Raw genomic sequence first — 18,628 nt, forward strand, 5'->3', positions numbered from 1 at the left:
GGAACGACTCCGTCGCTGTCGTCCGACAGCGACGGAGTCGTTCGTGCGCGCAGCGCACGGTGCGGAGCCGGGCACGGGGTGCGGAGCCGGGCACGGTACGGCCTGGAGGCACGGTGCCAGGCCGCCACGGGCCTCCCGTCCGCACCGTGGCGGCGTCGCGGACCCGCCACGCGTTCCGGGGGCGCGCACAGCTCGAACGGTGCGTCCCGAGCGACATCGTCGCAGTCGTGCGACGTCGACATCGTCGTTCCTGCTCGTCCGCGAAAGCCCGCGCCGACCCCGCCGCACGCACGACACCCCGCGACCACGATGGCCACGGGGGTGTCACGGCGCGGCCTCAGCTGTTGTCGAGCGGCAGACCCTCGGGGTTCACCTCGGACGTCTTCACGGCCTCGTTCGACAGGTTGTAGGCCGCGAGCCACTTCGCGTAGGTGCCGTCCTCGATGAGCTCGTCGATCGCCGCCGCGACGGGCTTCGCGATGCCGCTGCCCTGCTTCGTCGTCGCGGCGATGAGCCCCTGCAGTGACGAGCCGGCGCCGGAGTACGTCCCTGCGGTCTTCGTCTCCTTCGCGGTGCCCTTGCTCTGCGTGTTCTGGTAGGCGATCGTCGGGTTCGGGCCGAAGTATGCGTCGATCTTGCCCGAGTCGAGCGCGAGCTTGATCGCGTTGCCGTCCGGGTAGTACTTGATCGTGAAGTCCTCGCCCTTCGCCCGGAGCTCCTTCTGCCATTCGAGCAGGATGTTCTCCTGGTTGGTGCCGGAACTCACGGACAGGGTCTTCCCGGCGAGCACGGACGGGTCGCCGTCGAAGCGCAGCGAGCTCGACGCCAGCACCTGGAACGCCAGGTTGTCCTGCCGGTACGAGGCGAAGTCGTACTTCTCCTTGCGCTCCTCGGTCACCGTGACGTTCGAGAACCCGGCGTCGTACTTGCCGCTGTCGATGCCGACGAACAGGTTGTCCCACGTGGCGTTCTGCACGTCCGCGCGCAGCCCGAGCTTCGCTGCGACGAGCCGTCCGAGGTCGGGCTCCGAACCGGTGATCGTCTTCTGGTCGTCACCGGTGAAGGCGAGCGGCGGGAACCCGGCGGGCAGGGCCCCCACGCCGATCGTGAGCTTGCCGGACTTCCGGACCGCGGCGGGGAGCGCGTCGTGCAGCTTCGTGTCCTCGGTGACCTCGACGGTCGTCTCCTTCGCCGCACCGTTCGAGGCGGCGCCGATGGTGACGGAGCCGTCGGGTGCGCCGCTCGTGTCGGCGGAAGCGCCCGCGGAGCACCCGGCGAGGGCGACGACGACGCCGGCTGCGAGGACGAGGAAACCGGCGCGGTTGCGCCAGCGGGCGGGGGTGATCGTGGACATGGTTCTCCTTGGGGTGCGTGCGGGGATCAGGGGTCAGGGGTCAGCGGACGCGGGACAGGAAGTCGCGCGTGCGGGTGTGCTGCGGGTGGTCGAGCACCTGGGCCGGCGGCCCCTGCTCGACGACCCGCCCGTGGTCGAGGAACACGACGTGGTCGGCGACCTCGCGGGCGAAGGCGATCTCGTGGGTGACGATGACGAGCGTGGTGCCCGTGTCCGCCAACCCCCGGATGACCCCGAGCACCTCGCCGACGAGCTCCGGGTCGAGCGCCGAGGTCGGCTCGTCGAGCAGGACGACCGACGGCTCGAGCGCCAGGGCCCGGGCGATCGCGACCCGCTGCTGCTGCCCGCCGGACAACTGCCGGGGGCGGGCCGCGCCGCGGTCGCCGAGTCCGACCCGCTCGAGCAGGGTCTGAGCCCGCGCTCGGGCCGTGGCGACGGGGACCCCGGCGGCGATCGGCCCCTCGGCGACGTTCTCGAGCGCGGTGAGGTGCGGGAACAGGTTGAAGTGCTGGAACACGAACCCGATCCGGGCACGCTGCCGCAGGATGTGCCGCTCGGGCAGCTCCTTCCAGCGGGGGACCCCGTCGCGGCCGGTGCGCAGGCGGACCCCGATGGGCTCGTCACCGACGGTGACGACCCCGCGGTCGAGCGGTTCGAGGTGGTTGATCGCCCGGAGCAGCGTGGACTTGCCGGAACCGGAGGGGCCGAGGACGACGGTCACGCTGCCGGACGGCAGCGACAGGTCGATGCCGTCGATGACGACGCTGTCCCCGAACGCCTTGACGGCTCCGTGGATCGCGATGGCGGCGCTCATCAGATGCTCCTGTCGTCGACGGTGGAAGTGGACCCGGACGCGACCGCGCGATCGGCGGCGGTTGCCTGTGTGCGGCGACCCGCGCCTCCAGGCCGTCCCGGACCACGTCCGGTCCCGCCGCCGCGCAGCACGCTCCGCACCCGCTGCCACGGTGTCGGCGGCAGCGCACGGACCGACCCGCGGGCCGTCCACCGCTCGACGTAGTACTGCACGATCGAGACCGCGCTGGTGAGCGCGAGGTACCAGATGGTGGCGACGACGAGCAGCGGGATGATGTCGCCCGGGTACGTGCTCGACAGGTTCTGCACCACGCCGAACAGGTCGAGCAGCGACACGTAGAACAGCAGTGACGAGGCCTTCAGCAGGCCGACGACCTGGTTCACGAACGCCGGGACGATCGACCGCAGTGCCTGCGGCATGATCACCCGCACGAACTGCCGGCGACGGGGGAGCCCGAGCGCCTGCGCGGCCTCGTGCTGGCCGTGGTCGACGGCGAGCACCCCGGCGCGGACGATCTCGGACGCGTAGGCGATCTCACTGAGGCTCAGCCCGATGACCCCGATCGCCAGGTCCCCGAGCAGGTTCGCGGTCGGTACCTCGAACTGCGGCCCGAAGGGGATCCCGATGCCGATGGTCGGGTACAGCGACCCGAGGTTGTACAGGAAGACGAGCACCAGGATGAGCGGCACCGACCGGAACAGCCACACGTACCCCCACGCCAGCCCGGACAGCACCGGGTTGTGCGACAGCCGGGCGATGGCCACCAGGATCCCGCTGGCGAAGCTGATCACGGCGCTCAGCGCGGTGGCGGTGAGCGTCAGCTGCAGGCCGGTCAGGACCGCCGGGCTGAACAGCCACTTGCCGACGGCGGGCCACCCCCACTGCTCGTTCGTGAACAGCGTCTCGCCGAAGTTCAGCAGCACGACGAGCACGAGCGCGGCGGCGATCCACCGCAGCGGGTGCCGCAACGGCACGACGGAACGGTCGAGTGCGGCGTGTCCGGCTGCGTCGATGGTCGCGGTCTCCGGCCTGGAGGCGCGGCTCGCCCCGGTCGTCCGGCCCGCGTCGTCGACGCTGGTCCCCTCCCACTGCGGGGCCCTGGTGGTCTCGGTCATGTCGCGACCGTAGGAGGGCCGGCCGACGCCGACAACGCCTCGCGCAACACCCCGCCACGCGGCGCAACACCCGGCCATCCGGCGCAACGCGGCGTCACAGAACGGTGTCCTGCGTGACGTTCCGTGACGGCCGACGGAGCGCTACCGTTGCGCCATGACAGCGCATCGTGTGACCGCCCCGGTGCCCCCGGCGGACGGCACCAAGGTGAAGGGCCCGGCGTCGTACTTCCCGAGCATCGAGGCGACGTACGGGCGCCCGGTGCAGGAGTGGCTCGACCTGGTCGCCGACCGGCTCGACGACCACCAGCACATGGAGGTCGTCGGGTGGCTCAAGGCCGAGCACGGCCTCGGGCACGGGCACGCGAACGCCCTGGTCGCCTACGTGAAGCACGCGCTGGCCTCCTGAGCGGTCGCGGCGCTCGCCTGTGGTTCGGCGGGTGTCGGCCGCGGTGCGTGGTGCGGCGGGTGTCGGCCGCGGTGCGTGGTGCGGCGGGTGTCGGTGGTCGTTCCTAGCGTGGGGGCGTGGTCGAACCCGTCGATGCGTGGTGGCGCCGCCGACAGTGGTCGCGCGGCGAAGCGGTGCCGTACGCCGTCGGACAGTTCCGCGCCGACTGGGCGCCGTACCCGGTGCTCATCCGGCAGTACCACCCCGACTGGAACCACGGCGTCGTCCTGACCCAGGTCCCCCCGGCGGCCGAGGTCCTGCTCACCTGGGAGTGCGACGTCGGGCACGTCTTCGTGGCGACCCCGTCCGAACAGCGGTCCCGCCCGGGCCGTGAACGTCGGCGATCCGTCTGGTGCCCCGAGTGCGCGGTGCAGGCACAGCCGCAGCGGTGGCCGGTGCTGCCGTCGGACTGGCCGCAGGCCGTGCCGGTGCCGCAGCGGGTCGTCCGGAGTGCCGGACGACAGACGCTGCCGGCGGCTCCGGTGCGCGGGGTCCCGGCCGGAGCCGTCGCGTCGAGCCGTTCCCGGTCCCGGTCCCGTCGGCCCGTCGCCGGCTCGGCCGGAGGGGCGCCACGGCGGACCGCCCAGCCCGTTCCCCGCACGATCTGCCCGAAGACCCCGCGGCTGCCGTCGGGTGAGTCGTTCACGAGCGTCTGTGCGCCGGCGACGGCCTCGGCGGTCGAGGCCGAACTCCGGGGCATGCTGTCCGAGCGGTTCGCGTTCACCTACGACCACTCCGCCATCCGACTCGACCGCCCGTTCTTCGACCACGTCGAGGCCTGGCCGGACATCATCCTGCCCGAGCTCCGCGTCGCCATCGAGTACGACTCCACCGGTCGGCACGGCCTCGAGCACGTCGGCCCGCGGCAGGAGACCGACCGGAAGAAGGACCGCGCCGTCCGCGCCGTGGGGTGGGAGGTCGTCCGCATCCGCACCGGGCGGCTCCCCGCGCTCGGCCCGTACGACCTCCAGGTCTCGGGGATCTCCGGCCGGACCGTCGACCGGCTGGCGGACACCCTGCGCGAGCTCCGGGGCGCGCTGTTCGTCGACGCGTACGCCCGGTGACACCGTCGATCGGGGTACACGCGCGACCCGGCGGGGTACGGCCCGGCTGGGAGCGGTCGCGAGCGACGGGTAGGTATACATGGTGACCACCGTCTTCTGTCTCCACGCCCTCGGCGCGAGTTCCGAGGAGTTCGCGCTGCTGCGCGCCCAACTCCTCGGCGACCTCGACCTGATCGGCATCGACCTGCCCGGCTTCGGCCGCAGCCCGGCGTCGTCCGGCACCACCGTCGAGGAGATGGCCGTCCTGGTGGAGCGCGCGATCGGGGCGAGTGGCTCGACGGAGTGGATGCTCCTCGGACACTCGATGGGTGGCAAGGTCGCCACGGTGGTGGCCGACCGCACGATCTCCGGCGCGAACGGCCTGTTCGGACTGCGGGCCGTGCTGCTCCTCGCTGCGTCCCCGCTCGCTCCCGAGCCGATGGACGACGACCGCCGTTGGACGATGCTGTCGTGGGCTGCCGGCGGCCCGATCTCCGTCGAGGACGCCGAGGAGTTCGTCGCCGCCAACACCGCGTCGCCCCTGGCACCCGCGCGGCACAGCGCGGCGGTGCAGGACGTCGAGCGGACCGACCCCGCCGCCTGGACGGACTGGCTGTCCCGCGGGAGCCGCGAGGACTGGTCGGACGCCGCACCGAACCCGGTGCCCGCCCTGGTGCTCGCCGGCGCCGAGGACGGCGACCTCGATGCCGACGCGCAGCGCCGCCTGACCCTGCCGCACTGGCCGAACAGCGAGCTCCACGTCGTCGACGGCGCCGCCCACCTGCTGCCCTGGGAACAGCCCGAGGCCGTGGCCGAGCGCATCCGCGACTTCTGGCAGCGCCGGGTCACGGGGTCGCCGGTCGTCCCCGTGGAGCACGCCCGCGTGATCGCCTCGCCGCGGGTCAGCGCCCGGACCCGAGGCCTGCTGGCCCAGCGGGCCCTGCCCGACGACCCGGCTGCCGCACCCCACGCGCTCACGCCGACGCAGCTGGACACCCTGCGCGCCGTCGCCCGGATCGTCGTCCCGCAGCCCGGCACCGACCAGGTCGACCTGGCGCTGCGGGTCGACGCGCAGCTCGCCGCCGGGCTCGGTGACGGCTGGCGGCCGGACGGCCTGCCGGTGGACGCCGAGGCCTACCGCGCCGCGCTCGACGTCCTCGCTGCACCCGCCCGCGACGGCGTGCTCGACCAGGCCCTCGAGTCCGTGGCGGTCGGGCGGTACCGCGCCGACGGTGACCTCGACGCCGAGCAGCTGCGCGCGTGGTTCGAGGACGCCAGCGTCGACCTCGTGAAGCACTGGCTTGCACACCCCGCCACCATGGCCGCCATCGACTTCGACGGCTACGCGAACGGCGGCGACGGCGTCCGCAAGCAGGGCTTCCAGCTGCTCGCGGCGGGCGAGCGCGAGGCCTGGGAACCCGAGGCCCCCGCCGACACCGGCACCACCACCACGATCGACACCGCACCGACGACCGGAGCTGCACGATGAGACTCGACGGACAACGCACGTACGGCACGGACGACGTCGTCGACGTGGTCGTGGTCGGCACCGGGGCCGGGGGAGCACCGCTCCTCGCATCGCTGGCCCGCCGGGGCCTGACGGTCGTCGCGCTCGAGGCCGGTCGCAACACCGCGCCGGGCGACCACGTGCCGGACGAGGTCGCCGCCCCCGGTGACATCAACTGGATGGACGAGCGGCTGAGCGGCGGCGGAGCCCCGACGGCCTTCGGCCCGAACAACAGCGGCACGGGCGTCGGCGGGTCGACGCTGCACTGGGGCGCGTTCACCCCGCGGCCGAGCGAGCACGATCTGCGACTGCGGACCGAGAGCGGCGCGGGGCAGGACTGGCCGATCAGCCACGCCGAGCTCACCGGCTGGATCGAGCAGGTCGAGCACGACGTCGGCGTCGCCGGCCCCGAGCACTACCCGTGGGACCCCTCCCGCCGGTACCGGATGCGCCCACCGGCCAGGAACGCCTCGTCGGACATGATGATGCGCGGCACCGCGGCCGCCGGGATCACCGCGACCGACGCCCCGGTCGGCCTGACCACCGAGGACCGACACCAGGAGCACCACGGGCTGCGCCAGGCCTGCGTGTCCTGCGGCTCGTGCCACCAGGGCTGCCGCAACGGCTCGAAGGTGTCGATGGACACGACCTACCTGCCCGCCGCCGTGGCGTTCGGTGCCGAGATCCGCCCGGAGTCCTTCGTGCACGGCATCGAGCTCGACGCGGCGGGACGGGTCGAGGCGGTGCTGTACACGGCCGACGGCCGCGAGCACCGCCAGCGCTGCCGGTCACTCGTCCTCGCCGCGGGTGGTGTCGAGACGCCGCGACTGCTGCTGCACACCGGTGTCGCGAACGGCAGCGGGCAGGTCGGCCGGAACTTCACCGCGCACGGAGCCACCCAGGTGTGGGCGCGGTTCGACGAGTCGATGCGCTCGTACCGTGGGTACCCGTCGTCGATCATCACCGAGGACTTCGTCCGACCGGCGGACGCCGACTTCGCCGGCGGCTACCTCATCCAGAGCCTGGGCGTGCAGCCGCAGACCTTCGCGACCTCGCTGGTCCGGGGCGGCGGACTCCGCGGTGCCGAGCTCGTCCGGGCGCTGCAGGACTACCCGTTCTCGGCCGGCGTCGGCATCAACGCCGAGTGCCTGCCGTACGACGACAACCGCCTCGAACTGACCGACGAACTCGACGAGCACGGCGTCCCGCGTGCCCGGGTCTCGTTCACCCCGGGCTCGAACGAAGAGGCGATCCGCCGCCACGCGGTCCGCACGATGACGACCATCGTCGAGGCCGCTGGCGGTCGGGACGTCCGGGTGCTCGAACGCACGGCGCACACCATCGGCACCGCGCGGATGGGCACGGACCGCGAGACCTCCGTCGTCGACCAGGACGGCCGCTCGTGGGACGTCCCGAACCTGTGGATCGCCGACAACTCGGTGTTCCCGAGCGCGGTCATCGCGAACCCGGCGCTGACGATCATGGCGCTCTCGCTCCGTACCGCCGACCGCATGCTGCAGGCCGCCTGAGCAGGAGCCCCGACCGGCTGAGCCCGCGCCGACCGCCCGGGCACGGCTCAGCCTCGGAGCGCGAGCGCCTCGCTCGTCCACCGGGCGTGCAGGTCCCACGGGTCGTCGACGCCGGCGGCGACGGTGTCCACGTGGGCCAGGAGCTCCGGCGTCACCCGGAACCACTCGGTACCCGGGTACCGGCTGGCGGCGAACGTGGCGTGCCGTCGGCGTTCGAGGGTCCGGTCACCGCGCTCGAACGCCAGCAGGTCCTGGTGCGGGATCGCCGCGAGCCGCTGCCGGGGGTTCATCGTCGTGCCGATCTTGATGCGGTCGCCGAAGTCGTCGCGCATCCGCAGGTAGTAGACGACGTCGACCCGAGGGGGAGCGAGGTCGCCGTCCGGCACGTCACCCCACCGCCACTCGCACCGGGCGCACACCATCCCCGAGGGGTACCGCACCCCGATCCGTGACCCGCACGCCGGGCACGGGCCGGGCAGGGCGTCCTCGACGCCGGGGTGTTCGGCCGCGAGGTCGGCGACGAACGCGACGTGCGCGCCGCACAGGGGGACGCCCGCGAGACCGTCCGCGAGCACGCCTGCGCAACCCGGCACGCAGCACGACGAGGTGACCATGCGCCGAACGCTAGCCCGACCCACCGACGTGTCCCGGGCCTCCCGGCCGCTGCGCGCGCTGGGCCCACCGGGCGTCCCGGGCGTCCCTGGTCGAACCGGGCGTACTGGGTCGAACCGGGCGTACCTGGTGCGTTTTTCCGACCAGGTACGCCCGTTCCCACCAGCCATCGCGCGCGCTCTGGGAAAGAACGGGCGTCCCTGCGACAACCGGGCATCCCGAAAGTCCGCCGATCCGGGCGTACCGACCGAGAACGCGCGTACTGGGTCGAATCGGGCGTACCCGGTGCGTTCTTCCGACCAGGTATGCCCGTTCCCACCAGCCATCGCGCGCGCTCTGGGAAAGATCGGGCGTCCCTGCGACAACCGGGCACCCCGAAAGTCCGCCGATCCGGGCGTACCGACCGAGAACGCGCGTACTGGGTCGAATCGGGCGTACCTGGTCCGTTCTTCCGACCAGGTACGCCCGTTTCCACCAGCCATCGCGCCCGCCCTGGGAAAGAACGGACACGCAGGCCCGCCGTCAGTCGGTGAAGATCACCCCGACGGGCTCGCGCTTCTCCTCCTGGAACTCGTCCTCACCACGACCGAGCGCCCAGTACGCCGACAACGACATCTCGCGCTTCTCCAGACCCCAGTCGTCCTGCAGCAGCCGACGGATCGCCTTCATCGCGGTCCGCTCGCCGTGCGCGAAGACCTGGACCGGCCTGGAGGCACGCGGCAGCCCGCGGGCCGTCTCCAGCAGGAGCGTGCCCGGCTGGGCGCCGGTGGCGTCCCGGTGCAGCCACCGCAGGTCGACCCCGGCCGGGTGCCGGATGTCCTGCTCGTCCGCGGGCCCGGCCACCTCGACCAGGGCGACCCCGGTGGCGGAGTCGGGCATCGACTCGAGTGCCGCGCCGATCGCGGGCAGGGCGCTGTCATCACCGAGCAGCACGTGCGTGACGGCCGGGTCGGTACTCGGCGCGTAGCCACCACCGGGCCCGGACAGGGCGAGCCGGTCGCCCGGCTGCGCGGACGCTGCCCAGGGACCGGCGAGGCCCTCGTCGCCGTGGACGACGAAGTCGATCGCGATGGTCCGCGTGGTGTGGTCGACCGCGCGCACCGTGTAGGTGCGGCGGGCGGGGCGGTCGTGCTTCGGCAGGGTCTCGCGCAGGGCCTCGAGGTCGTACGGCGGCACCAGTCCGAGCGACGGCTTCGCGAGCAGGAGCTTGACGTACTTGTCGGTCGAGCCGAGTCGGTCGGGGTCGGCCTGGGCGACGAAGTCCTCGAAGGCCGAGCCGCCCAGGTGCACGCGCACCATGTGGGGCGAGAGCCGTTCGGTGCGGTCGACGACGAAGACGTGCTGGGGGCGTTTGGGTTTCGAGCTCATCGTGGGGGAGCTTCCTCTCGCGGGTTCGGCGTCACCTGGGTGATCCCTGCTTGACGCGCGCATCACTAAGGTTAGCCTTACCTCATGGACTCGACCGTCATCCCGTTCTCCGAGCTGCTGCGGCGTCGCACGCGGCGCTCGCACGGTGCCTCGGCCACGAGCGGCTTCATGCAGGACCTGCTCGGCGGCGACTGCGACGTCGCCGACTACGCGGACCTGCTCGGACAGTACGCCTTCGTGTACGACGCGCTCGAGCGGGCGGCGGAACGCATGGCCGACCACCCCGTGGCCGCGCCGTTCGTCACCGCGCAGCTCACCCGGATGCCGGCGATCCGGGCCGACCTCGAGTACCTGATCGGCCCGGACTGGTCCGAGCTGGTGTGCCCGCTGCCCGCGACGACCGCGTACGTGCGACGCCTCAACGAGGTCGCGGCGGCCTGGCCCGGCGGCTTCGTGGCGCACCACTACACGCGGTACCTCGGCGACGTGTCCGGCGGGCACGTGATCGGGCAGGTGCTGGCCGAGCGGTTCGGGTTCGACACGAACGGTGTCCTCTTCTACATCTTCGACCAGGTCGCCGACCCGAGCGACTTCGAGCACACCTACCGGGCCCAGCTCGACGCCGCGCCCTGGACGGCAGAGGAACAGGAGCGGGTGATCGCCGAGGTCGAGCTCGCCTACGAGCTGAACCGTGGGCTGCTCGCCGGCCTCGATGCCCGCCGTCGGCCGTTCCGTCAGGAGCCGGGCAGCGCCTCCGTGCCCGCCTGATCCAGCGGCGGAAGGACCGAAGCCCGGCCGCGCGCGGCCCCGCGCGGACCCTGCCCCGCGTCCGTCCGGACCCTGCCCCGCGTCCGTCCGGACGGTCGACGTCATGCGCCCCCGGGTGCCGATACGCTGCTGGGACCCGGGACCAGCCTCCCGGACGACCCGGAAAGGACTCCATGACGGCGATCGACGGATCTGCACGCCACGAGCGCGCGCGGGACGACGTCAGCGGTGCGGTCGACAGTGACCTGCGCGCCGACGTCCGGTACCTCGGCAACCTCCTCGGCCGGGTGCTGCGGGAGAACGGGGGCGACGAACTGCTCCACGACGTGGAGTCGTTGCGCGCCGCCGTGATCGACGCCTACGAGGGCGACCACGCCGAGGGCGCAGCGCGTGCCCAGGCGATCGTCTCGGGAATGTCGGCCGAACGTGCCGAGGCCGTGGCACAGGCGTTCACCACCTACTTCCACCTGACGAACCTGGCCGAGGAGCACCACCGCGTGCGGGTCCTCCGGCAGCGCGGTGACGACGGCGGCGTGGCCGGGGACTCGTTCCCCGCCACCTACGCCGAGCTCGTCGCCGAGGTCGGCGAGGCCGAGGCCGCCGAGCGCCTCCGCACCCTGCGCTTCCACCCGGTGCTGACGGCCCACCCGACCGAGGCCCGCCGCCGCGCGGTCACCACGGGTGTCCGCCGCATCACGGACCTCATCGACGAGCGCGACCGTGCCCGGAACGCAACGGCCCGCGCCGAGAACGAGCGCCGCCTGCTCGAGGAGATCACGACCCTCCTGCGCACCTCGCCGCTCCGCACCACCCGGCCGACCCCGCTCGACGAGGTCCGCACCGCGATGAGCGTGTTCGACCAGACCCTGTTCGAGATCGTCCCGCAGGTGTACCGCCTGCTCGACGACCGGCTGCAGGGCGACGACGCCGGCCGCGCTTCCGTGATCGCGCCCGCGTTCGTGCGGTTCGGCACCTGGATCGGCGGCGACCGCGACGGCAACCCGCACGTGACGGCCGACGTCACCCGCCAGGCCGCCGAGATCGCGGCGGAGCACATCCTGCTCGGCCTCGCCCGCGCGACCACCCGCATCGGCAGCGCCCTGACACTCGACGCGAGCGACACCCCCGCCGACGCCGGCCTCACCGCCCTCGTCGCCGCGCAGGAGTCCCTGGACCCGGGCATCGCCGAGCGGATCGGCGTCCGCGCACCGAACGAGACCCACCGTCGTGCGCTCCTGTTCGTCGCCGCGCGCATCGACGCCACCCGGACCGGCACCACACCGCTGGCCTACGACGGCCCGGAGGCGCTGCTGGCCGACCTCCGCACCATCCAGGCGTCGCTCATCGCCGCCGGCGCGATCCGCCCGGCGAACGGCGAGCTGCAGAACCTGATCTGGCAGGTCGAGACCTTCGGGTTCCACCTGGCCGAGCTCGAGGTCCGCCAGCACTCGCAGGTGCACCGCACGGCCCTGGCGGAGATCCGCGCCGGTGGCGAACTGAGCGAGACCACCGAAGAGGTCCTCGCCGTCTTCCGCACGATCGCCGGGCTGCAGTCCCGCTACGGCGTCCGCGCGGCGAACCGGTACATCGTGTCGTTCACGCAGTCCCCGGCCGACCTGGCGAACGTGCACGAGCTCGCGGTCGCCGCGCTCGGGTCCGCCGAGGCCGCGCCGGTGCTCGACGTCATCCCGCTGTTCGAGACCTTCGCCGACCTGCACGCCAGCGTCGACATCCTCGACGAGGCGGTCCGCACCGAGGCCTTCCAGCGACGTCTCGCCGCGACCGGCCGTCGGCTCGAGGTCATGCTCGGCTACTCGGACTCGTCGAAGGACGTCGGCCCGGTGTCGGCGAACCTCGCGCTGTACGACGCGCAGGCTCGCATCGCCGACTGGGCCCGCGACAACGACATCGAGCTGACCCTGTTCCACGGCCGGGGCGGTTCGCTCGGCCGGGGCGGCGGTCCCGCCAACGAGGCCGTCCTCGCGCAGCCGCCGGGATCGATCGACGGCCGGCTCAAGCTCACCGAGCAGGGCGAGGTCATCTTCGCCCAGTACGGCGACCAGGACATCGCCGCCCGCCACCTCGAGCAGATGGCCTCGGCGACGCTCTTCGCGTCGACGCCGTCGAACGAGGCGCGCACCGCCGCCGCGGCCGCCCGGTTCGCCGACCTCGCCCAGCAGCTCGACGACGTCTCACGCGTCGCCTTCTACGACCTGGTCAAGGCCGACGGCTTCGCGCCCTGGTTCGCCCGGGTCACCCCGATGGAGGAGATCGGCCTGCTGCCCCTCGGCTCCCGCCCGGCCCGTCGTGGCCTGTCGGTGGAGTCGCTGGAGGACCTCCGCGCCATCCCGTGGGTGTTCTCGTGGACGCAGGCGCGCATCAACCTCGCCGGCTGGTACGGGCTCGGCTCCGCGCTCGAGGCCGTCGGCGACGTCGACGTGCTCCGCGCCGCCTACGCCGAGTGGCCGCTCTTCGCCGCGATGATCAAGAACGTCGAGATGTCGCTCGCGAAGACCGACGAGCACATCGCCCGCCGGTACCTCGAGCTCGCCGACCGCGACGACCTCGCCGCGAAGGTGCTCGACGAGATGGTCCGCACCCGCGACTGGGTGCTCCGCGTCTCCGGCGGCAGCGACGTGCTCGAGGACCGACCCGTCCTCGCCCGCGCCGTTCGCCTCCGCAGCCCGTACGTCGACGCGCTGTCGCACCTGCAGCTCCGTGCGCTGCGCGCCATCCGCACGTCCGGCAGCACGGACCCGACGGACGCCGACCACCGGCTCCTGCTGCTCACCGTCAACGGGATCGCAGCCGGCCTGCAGAACACGGGCTGACGCCCCCACCCGACGGACAGGAGGCCCGGTGCCAGCTGGCACCGGGCCTCCCGTCCGTCCCCGCGCACGCCCCGGGCCCGCACTTCGTGAGCAGCAACGGTCGCGTCCGGCACCGCGAACCGACCATTCCTGCTCACGAAGTGCCCGTCGAATCGATTCGGGGACGCGTAGCGTGTCCGAGGTGACGACGGAGCGCAGCCTGGGACCGACGACGACCGTGCTGCCCCCGATCGTGCCGCTGGCGCTCATCGTCGGGGTCTCGCCGTTCGCGACGGACATGTACATCCCCGCACTCCCGGCCATCGCACGCGACCTCGGCACCACGCCCGGCGCCGTGCAGCTGTCGCTCACGGCGTTCCTCGTGGCCTTCGCGGTCGGCCAGTTGCTCGTCGGGCCGGTGAGCGACGGGATCGGTCGTCGGCCGATGCTCGTCGTCGGGACCGCCCTGTTCGCCCTCGCGTCGGTCGGCTGCGCGCTCGCCCCAGACGTCGTGACGCTGGTGGTGGCCCGCGTCGCCCAGGGACTCGCCGGTGCTGCGGGGGCCGTGGCCGGTCGGGCGATGGTGTCCGACGTGACGAGCGGCACCCGGATGGCGAAGGTGTTCGGCACGCTCGCGGCCATCAACGCGATCGGACCCGTGGTGGCCCCGCTGGCCGGGGGAGCGGTGCTGACGGTCGGGACGTGGCGGCTCATGTTCGTCGTGCTGGCCGTGCTCGGTGCCGTGTTCTTCGTGGCGGTGGTGCTGCGGTTCCGCGAGACCCTGCCGCCGGAGCGTCGTGGTGGCGTCGGGTTCGCGGCGAACGGGCAGCGCATCCGCGAGCTCCTGGCGATCCCGCGGTTCCGGGCCTACGTGCTGAGCGGGGTGCTGTCGACGGTGGGGTTCTTCGCCTACATCGCGACGAGCTCATTCGTGTTCCAGTCGGAGTTCGGGTTCTCCGAGGGGCTGTACACGCTCGTCTTCGCCACGAACGCATCGATGATGATCGTCACGACCCTGCTGTTCGGCCGGCTCGTCGGGCGGTTCAGCGAGGACGCCCTGCTGACCCTGGGTCTGGTCGTCGGGACGGTCGGGGCCACGGCTGTGCTGGTGTCGGCGCTCCTCGGGCTCGGGCCGGTGCCGGTGTGGTGCGCCCTCGCGGTCGTGACGGCCGCGTGGGGCTTCGTCCTGCCGGCGGCGATGACCCGCACGCAGCACGTCGGCGCGGCGCACCCGGGCACGGCGGCTGCCCTGCAGGGCGGCCTGACCTTCGGCATCGGCGGTCTCGGCACCCCGCTCGCCGGCGCCCTCGGCGGCACCGCACTGGCGATGGGCGGGGTGATGGCAGCGCTGATGGCCGCGGCCGCCGTGGTCCAGGTGACGGCGACGCGGCGAAACCGGTCCCACAACTGACGGTCCGAGCCGGTAGGTTGCTGGTTGCAAGGCGCACCGATCTGAGGAGACCCACCGAGATGGACATCGTCGTACACGAGGCGGAGACCGACACCGCCGTCCTGGAGTGCAGCGGCCGGCTCAACATGGTCTCCGCGCCCACCTTCCGCGAGACCGTCGCCCAGATCGTCGGCAACGGGCGTTCGCGGCTCGTGGTCGAGCTCTCCGGGGTCGAGTTCATGGACTCCTCCGGCCTCGGCGCCCTGGTCGGCAGCTTGAAGACCGCACGTCAGGCCGGCGGCGACCTCCGCATCGCGGCGCCGTCGGAACAGGTCCAGATGGTGCTCAAGCTCTCCAACATCGACAAGATCCTGCGGACGTACCCCGACGGGGACGCCGCGGTGACCGACTGGTGATGACCGCCCCCGTCGCCGAGCACATGCTCGCACTGGCGTGCCCCCCGGACGACGTGTCCGCCGTGCACGACTTCCTCGCAGGCGTCTGGCAGCACGAGCCGTCCGTCGCCGCCGAGGACCGGATGGCCCTCGAACTCGCCCTGGTCGAACTCACCTCGAACGTCATCGAGCACGGCGCCCGCCCGGACGGTGTCTCGTGCGAGCTCCGGCTCGAGATCGGTGACGAGCGCTTCCAGGCGCTGCTGTCCGACGACGGGGTCGCGGCGACGGTGGATCCCGACGCCGCCGTGCTGCCCGACGACTTCGCCGAGGGCGGTCGTGGGCTCGCGCTCGTCAGGATGGTCGTCGACGACCTGCGGTACGAACGCGTCGCCGACCGGAACCGCTGGACGGTGCTGCGCTCCCGGCACTGAGCGGGAGCACGGCCGTCCCGCATCGACGGAGCCCACCGGTCGTCCGCCCAGCGCACTCCGTGGGCCGCAAACCGCAATGACGGGTCGGCGATTGTCGCGTTTCCCGGACACCGTGTCACGATTCGCGCGATGACTGTCGACCCAGATCCCCGGATCCGGTTCGAGACGTCCGGCGCCGGACTCGACGCGGCCGTGCAACTGTACGAAGAGGCCTACGAGAGCACGGGGTTCTCGGCGTCCCGGACCGATCGTCCGTTCGCGTACCGGTTCCAGGTCGTGGGCGACGGATCGATGACGTTCCGCTCCACCCGGTTCGACGGGCGGATGCAGGGCGAGGTCGAGGTCCCCGACGAGTACGTCGTGATGTGGACGTCGGACGGCGGTGGCCGCGTCGATGTCGGTCGCCAGGAGGTCGACTTCGCACCGGGGACCCCGCGGGTGTTCCCGACGCGGCGTCCGTTCGTGTTCGACCTGCAGGACGTCCGACAGAGCCTCGTGCAGTTCGACCGCACGTACCTGGAGCGCGTCGCCGCCGAGGTGCACGGCACCCGGCCCGGCCCCCTCGTGTTCGACCACACCGCCGCGCCCCGGCCCGAGGACCTCCGCGCCTGGAACAGCCGGGTGCAGCGCGCCGCAGCGATCGTGCTCGGTCCGGCGCCGCTCACCGAGCTGGCCCTCGCCGAGACCGTGCGTGAGACCGCGCTGGCCTTCCTCCGCACATTCCCCCACGAGTCCATCGCCCCCGACGTCGCGCTGCCACAGGGAGCCACGGGTCGCGTCCGCGAGGCCGTGGAGTTCATGCACGCCTTCGCTCACACACCCGTGACCACGACCGACGTCGCCGAGCACGTCGGCCTGAGCGTCCGGGGCCTGCAGCAGGCGTTCCAGCGGCAGGTGGGCACGGCGCCGAACGCCATGCTCCGTGGCATCCGGCTGGACCGCGTGCACGAGGAACTCCGGCGTGCGTCTGCGGGCGACCTGACGGTGGCGAGCGTGGCGTTGCGCTGGGGCTTCGCGCACCTCGGCCGGTTCTCGGCGGCGTACGCGTCGCGCTTCGGGCAGTACCCGCGCGACACGTTGCAGCAGCCCCGGGGCGCGGTCCCGCAGCTCTGAACAGGGCAGCGCACCGCGCGTCACACTCCGGAACGGTGCCTCGCCGGTTCGCTACGCTGCCCGGGTGAGCAGACCGCGACCGTGGGTGATCGTCCCCGGCATCTGGAACTCGGACCCGGAGCACTGGCAGTCCGTCTGGGAGCGGGAGCAGCAGGACGAGCACGACGAGCACGACGGGCGCGACCAGCACGGCCAGCGCGACCAGCACCAGCAGCCCGCCGCCGTCCGCATCGCCCCCACCTCGTGGAGCGACCCGGACCCGGACGACTGGCGCGCCGCGATCTCGACGGCCGTGGCCTCGTGCCCGGAGCCCCCGGTCCTCATCGCCCACAGCCTCGGCGTCCTGGCCGTCGCCGACTGGCTCGCCACCACGGCGGATGCTCCCGCGCTCGTCGCCGGTGCCTTCCTCGTCGCCCCACCCGACCCGCTCGGCGACCCGTTCCCGGACGAGGCATCGGGCTTCGTGGCGCCGCGCCCGGTGCCCTCGGCCCAGCGGGTCCCGACGCGCCTCGTCGTGAGCGACGACGACCCGTACTGCAGCGCGGACCGGGCGCTCGTGTTCGCCGACGCGATGGGCGCGGACGTCGTCCGCGTCGGTGCCCTCGGGCACGTGAACGTCGCGAGCGGCGTGGGGGACTGGCCGGCGGGCCGGGAACTGCTGCGGGCGTTCGAGGACGGCCTGCGCCCACCTCGGTGACGACGGGCGCGACACGCCGCTCAACTCCGCCGCGATATGGCAGGCGGTGCAGCGACACACCGCGGATGTCCCGCGTTTCGGCCCGCGCGATATTTATCCTTCGGACATGGAGACCCAGTCCGGCGCACGCACCCCGCTCGTGGACCCGTTCGGCCGCGAGCTCGAGGAGTGGCTCCGCGACGCACCGGCGACCCGTGCCCCGTACGTGCCGGACCTCGTCGTCCCGCCCGTCACCGGCCCCGTGCAGCGCCCCGGACACGCCGCGAGCAGCAGCACCGCAGCCGCCGCCGAAGCGACCGCCGACGGGACGACCGCCGACCAGTCGACCGCCCCGGCACCCGTCGCCGCCCCCGCGTTCGGCCGCGACCGCGCCCGCCACGCCGCCGTCTGCGCCCCGTCGTTCCCGGAGCCGCCGGAGCGTCTGGCCCTGCGCATCGAGGACCTCGCGGTGGAGGTGTCGTCGTCCACGGGCCGCAGCAGCATCGAGCGCATCGTCCTGCTCGAGGACGAGGTCCGCCGCCGTGACGAGGACCTCGCTCGCCTCGCCGCGTGGGAGGCCACCGTCGCCGGCTCCGACGACCCCGAGGTGACGGCCGCCCGCGCCTTCGCCCACACCGTCTTCGCCGACCTGCTGACCGATGCCGCCGCCGAGGCGGACCGCCGCGACCGCGCCGCAGCCCGCCGCGCAGCGACCGCGCCGGTGGCGCTCGTCACCCGGCCGGCACCCGAGCCGACCCGCGCAGCAGCGAACGTCCCCGCAGCAGCGAAGGCCGCTCCCACCGCGGAAGCCGCACCGGTGGTGGAACTCGTCACCCCGGAACGTGACGAACCCGTCCGGCCGGTGCTGGGCCTCCCGGCTGTGTCCCCGGTGTCCGCGGCCACGCGACCCACCCCGCTCGTCCTGCCCGCCACCGGACCGACGGTCATCGACCGCGCGGCCTTCGCCGCCGCGCTCACCGCGCACCAGGGCGTCACCGCGAGCACGCCGGTCGTCCTGCCGGACGCCGTCGCCGCACCCGTTCTCCCGGCCCCCGTCGCGGACGCGACGGAAGCCGACACCGACACCGACACCGCCACCGCGGCAGCACCGGCCCCGGCCGGCTGGTGGTCGCGACTCGTCGACCGCCTGCTCGGCCTGCTCGGTCGTCGCTGACGCCCCGCGGCCGCGGCGCGGTCGGCTGCACCGCTTCCGGTCACCCCGCCTCCGGTCACCCCGCTTCCGGCCCTACTGCCT

At 73.1% G+C, this 18,628-nt stretch carries 17 protein-coding genes; 12 read left to right on the top strand and 5 right to left on the bottom strand.

Going from position 1 to position 18,628, the window contains the following annotated elements; all coding sequences use genetic code 11:
* Positions 1-337 precede the first annotated feature (337 nt).
* Genes HP445_RS15475 through HP445_RS15485 form a run of 3 tightly spaced genes read right to left on the bottom strand, consistent with a single transcriptional unit; the run spans position 338 to position 3,283 of the window.
* Complete coding sequence (locus tag HP445_RS15475; protein ID WP_128779800.1) at positions 338-1,354, bottom strand: transporter substrate-binding domain-containing protein; 1,017 nt, start codon at positions 1,352-1,354, stop codon at positions 338-340.
* 40 nt (positions 1,355-1,394) lie between these two features.
* Positions 1,395-2,168 (bottom strand): amino acid ABC transporter ATP-binding protein, encoded by a 774-nt coding sequence (locus HP445_RS15480; RefSeq protein WP_128779801.1) that lies wholly within the window; start codon positions 2,166-2,168, stop codon positions 1,395-1,397.
* Entirely contained in the window at positions 2,168-3,283 is a 1,116-nt protein-coding gene (locus HP445_RS15485; RefSeq protein WP_128779802.1) for an amino acid ABC transporter permease, read from the bottom strand. Before HP445_RS15485 ends, HP445_RS15480 begins: the two co-directional genes overlap by 1 nt.
* Positions 3,284-3,437: 154 nt before the next feature.
* Between HP445_RS15485 and HP445_RS15490 the strand changes: the two genes are divergently transcribed.
* From HP445_RS15490 to HP445_RS15505, 4 genes are all read left to right on the top strand, one after another.
* Positions 3,438-3,689: a DUF4287 domain-containing protein gene (locus HP445_RS15490; RefSeq protein WP_071405261.1), complete on the top strand. Its 252-nt coding sequence runs from the start codon at positions 3,438-3,440 to the stop codon at positions 3,687-3,689.
* Between the two features lie 116 nt (positions 3,690-3,805).
* Positions 3,806-4,792 (top strand): hypothetical protein, encoded by a 987-nt coding sequence (locus tag HP445_RS15495; RefSeq protein ID WP_128779803.1) that lies wholly within the window; start codon positions 3,806-3,808, stop codon positions 4,790-4,792.
* Between the two features lie 82 nt (positions 4,793-4,874).
* Positions 4,875-6,260, top strand: a complete 1,386-nt coding sequence (locus HP445_RS15500; protein WP_164941097.1) for an alpha/beta fold hydrolase — start codon at positions 4,875-4,877, stop codon at positions 6,258-6,260.
* Positions 6,257-7,807: a GMC family oxidoreductase gene (locus HP445_RS15505; protein ID WP_128779805.1), complete on the top strand. Its 1,551-nt coding sequence runs from the start codon at positions 6,257-6,259 to the stop codon at positions 7,805-7,807. Before HP445_RS15500 ends, HP445_RS15505 begins: the two co-directional genes overlap by 4 nt.
* 47 nt (positions 7,808-7,854) lie before the next feature.
* On the opposite strand, the gene HP445_RS15510 is transcribed toward HP445_RS15505, so the two are convergent.
* Both HP445_RS15510 and HP445_RS15515 read right to left on the bottom strand, forming a co-directional pair.
* Positions 7,855-8,421: a GIY-YIG nuclease family protein gene (locus HP445_RS15510; protein WP_111046883.1), complete on the bottom strand. Its 567-nt coding sequence runs from the start codon at positions 8,419-8,421 to the stop codon at positions 7,855-7,857.
* Between the two features lie 520 nt (positions 8,422-8,941).
* Positions 8,942-9,787: a siderophore-interacting protein gene (locus tag HP445_RS15515; RefSeq protein ID WP_111046882.1), complete on the bottom strand. Its 846-nt coding sequence runs from the start codon at positions 9,785-9,787 to the stop codon at positions 8,942-8,944.
* Between the two features lie 84 nt (positions 9,788-9,871).
* Here HP445_RS15515 and HP445_RS15520 point away from each other — a divergent pair, with 84 nt between their 5' ends.
* The 8 genes from HP445_RS15520 to HP445_RS15560 all read left to right on the top strand — a co-directional run bounded on the left by HP445_RS15520 (position 9,872) and on the right by HP445_RS15560 (position 18,547).
* A complete protein-coding gene (locus HP445_RS15520; protein WP_128779806.1) occupies positions 9,872-10,555 on the top strand; it encodes a biliverdin-producing heme oxygenase in 684 nt (227 codons plus the stop codon).
* 173 nt (positions 10,556-10,728) lie between these two features.
* Positions 10,729-13,386 carry a phosphoenolpyruvate carboxylase gene (locus HP445_RS15530; protein ID WP_111022923.1) on the top strand — a complete coding sequence of 886 codons (2,658 nt, stop codon included), beginning with the start codon at positions 10,729-10,731 and terminating at the stop codon, positions 13,384-13,386.
* A 181-nt stretch (positions 13,387-13,567) separates the two neighbouring features.
* Positions 13,568-14,776 carry a multidrug effflux MFS transporter gene (locus tag HP445_RS15535; RefSeq protein ID WP_241660353.1) on the top strand — a complete coding sequence of 403 codons (1,209 nt, stop codon included), beginning with the start codon at positions 13,568-13,570 and terminating at the stop codon, positions 14,774-14,776.
* Positions 14,777-14,835: 59 nt separating this feature from the next.
* Complete coding sequence (locus HP445_RS15540; RefSeq protein ID WP_017886068.1) at positions 14,836-15,171, top strand: STAS domain-containing protein; 336 nt, start codon at positions 14,836-14,838, stop codon at positions 15,169-15,171.
* Positions 15,171-15,584, top strand: coding sequence for an ATP-binding protein (locus HP445_RS15545; protein ID WP_035808261.1), 414 nt, complete (start codon positions 15,171-15,173; stop codon positions 15,582-15,584). The genes HP445_RS15540 and HP445_RS15545 overlap by 1 nt, the downstream gene beginning before the upstream one ends.
* A 129-nt stretch (positions 15,585-15,713) precedes the next feature.
* Positions 15,714-16,697: a helix-turn-helix transcriptional regulator gene (locus tag HP445_RS15550; protein ID WP_111031837.1), complete on the top strand. Its 984-nt coding sequence runs from the start codon at positions 15,714-15,716 to the stop codon at positions 16,695-16,697.
* A gap of 64 nt (positions 16,698-16,761) precedes the next feature.
* Positions 16,762-17,394, top strand: a complete 633-nt coding sequence (locus HP445_RS15555; protein ID WP_128779808.1) for an RBBP9/YdeN family alpha/beta hydrolase — start codon at positions 16,762-16,764, stop codon at positions 17,392-17,394.
* A gap of 106 nt (positions 17,395-17,500) precedes the next feature.
* Positions 17,501-18,547 carry a hypothetical protein gene (locus tag HP445_RS15560; RefSeq protein WP_128779809.1) on the top strand — a complete coding sequence of 349 codons (1,047 nt, stop codon included), beginning with the start codon at positions 17,501-17,503 and terminating at the stop codon, positions 18,545-18,547.
* Positions 18,548-18,628 lie beyond the last annotated feature (81 nt).

This window comes from Curtobacterium flaccumfaciens (assembly GCF_013359815.1).
Taxonomy (GTDB): Bacteria; Actinomycetota; Actinomycetes; order Actinomycetales; family Microbacteriaceae; genus Curtobacterium; species Curtobacterium flaccumfaciens.

Excerpts from the sequence above, each read along its gene's own strand:
- HP445_RS15545 (WP_035808261.1), top strand. The coding sequence starts at position 15,171 with ATGACCGCCCCCGTCGCCGAGCACATGCTCGCACTGGCGTGCCCCCCG.
- HP445_RS15485 (WP_128779802.1), bottom strand. The coding sequence starts at position 3,283 with ATGACCGAGACCACCAGGGCCCCGCAGTGGGAGGGGACCAGCGTCGAC.
- HP445_RS15520 (WP_128779806.1), top strand. The coding sequence starts at position 9,872 with ATGGACTCGACCGTCATCCCGTTCTCCGAGCTGCTGCGGCGTCGCACG.
- HP445_RS15540 (WP_017886068.1), top strand. The coding sequence starts at position 14,836 with ATGGACATCGTCGTACACGAGGCGGAGACCGACACCGCCGTCCTGGAG.
- HP445_RS15550 (WP_111031837.1), top strand. The coding sequence starts at position 15,714 with ATGACTGTCGACCCAGATCCCCGGATCCGGTTCGAGACGTCCGGCGCC.
- HP445_RS15560 (WP_128779809.1), top strand. The coding sequence starts at position 17,501 with ATGGAGACCCAGTCCGGCGCACGCACCCCGCTCGTGGACCCGTTCGGC.
- HP445_RS15505 (WP_128779805.1), top strand. The coding sequence starts at position 6,257 with ATGAGACTCGACGGACAACGCACGTACGGCACGGACGACGTCGTCGAC.
- HP445_RS15510 (WP_111046883.1), bottom strand. The coding sequence starts at position 8,421 with ATGGTCACCTCGTCGTGCTGCGTGCCGGGTTGCGCAGGCGTGCTCGCG.
- HP445_RS15530 (WP_111022923.1), top strand. The coding sequence starts at position 10,729 with ATGACGGCGATCGACGGATCTGCACGCCACGAGCGCGCGCGGGACGAC.
- HP445_RS15515 (WP_111046882.1), bottom strand. The coding sequence starts at position 9,787 with ATGAGCTCGAAACCCAAACGCCCCCAGCACGTCTTCGTCGTCGACCGC.
- HP445_RS15480 (WP_128779801.1), bottom strand. The coding sequence starts at position 2,168 with ATGAGCGCCGCCATCGCGATCCACGGAGCCGTCAAGGCGTTCGGGGAC.
- HP445_RS15490 (WP_071405261.1), top strand. The coding sequence starts at position 3,438 with ATGACAGCGCATCGTGTGACCGCCCCGGTGCCCCCGGCGGACGGCACC.
- HP445_RS15475 (WP_128779800.1), bottom strand. The coding sequence starts at position 1,354 with ATGTCCACGATCACCCCCGCCCGCTGGCGCAACCGCGCCGGTTTCCTC.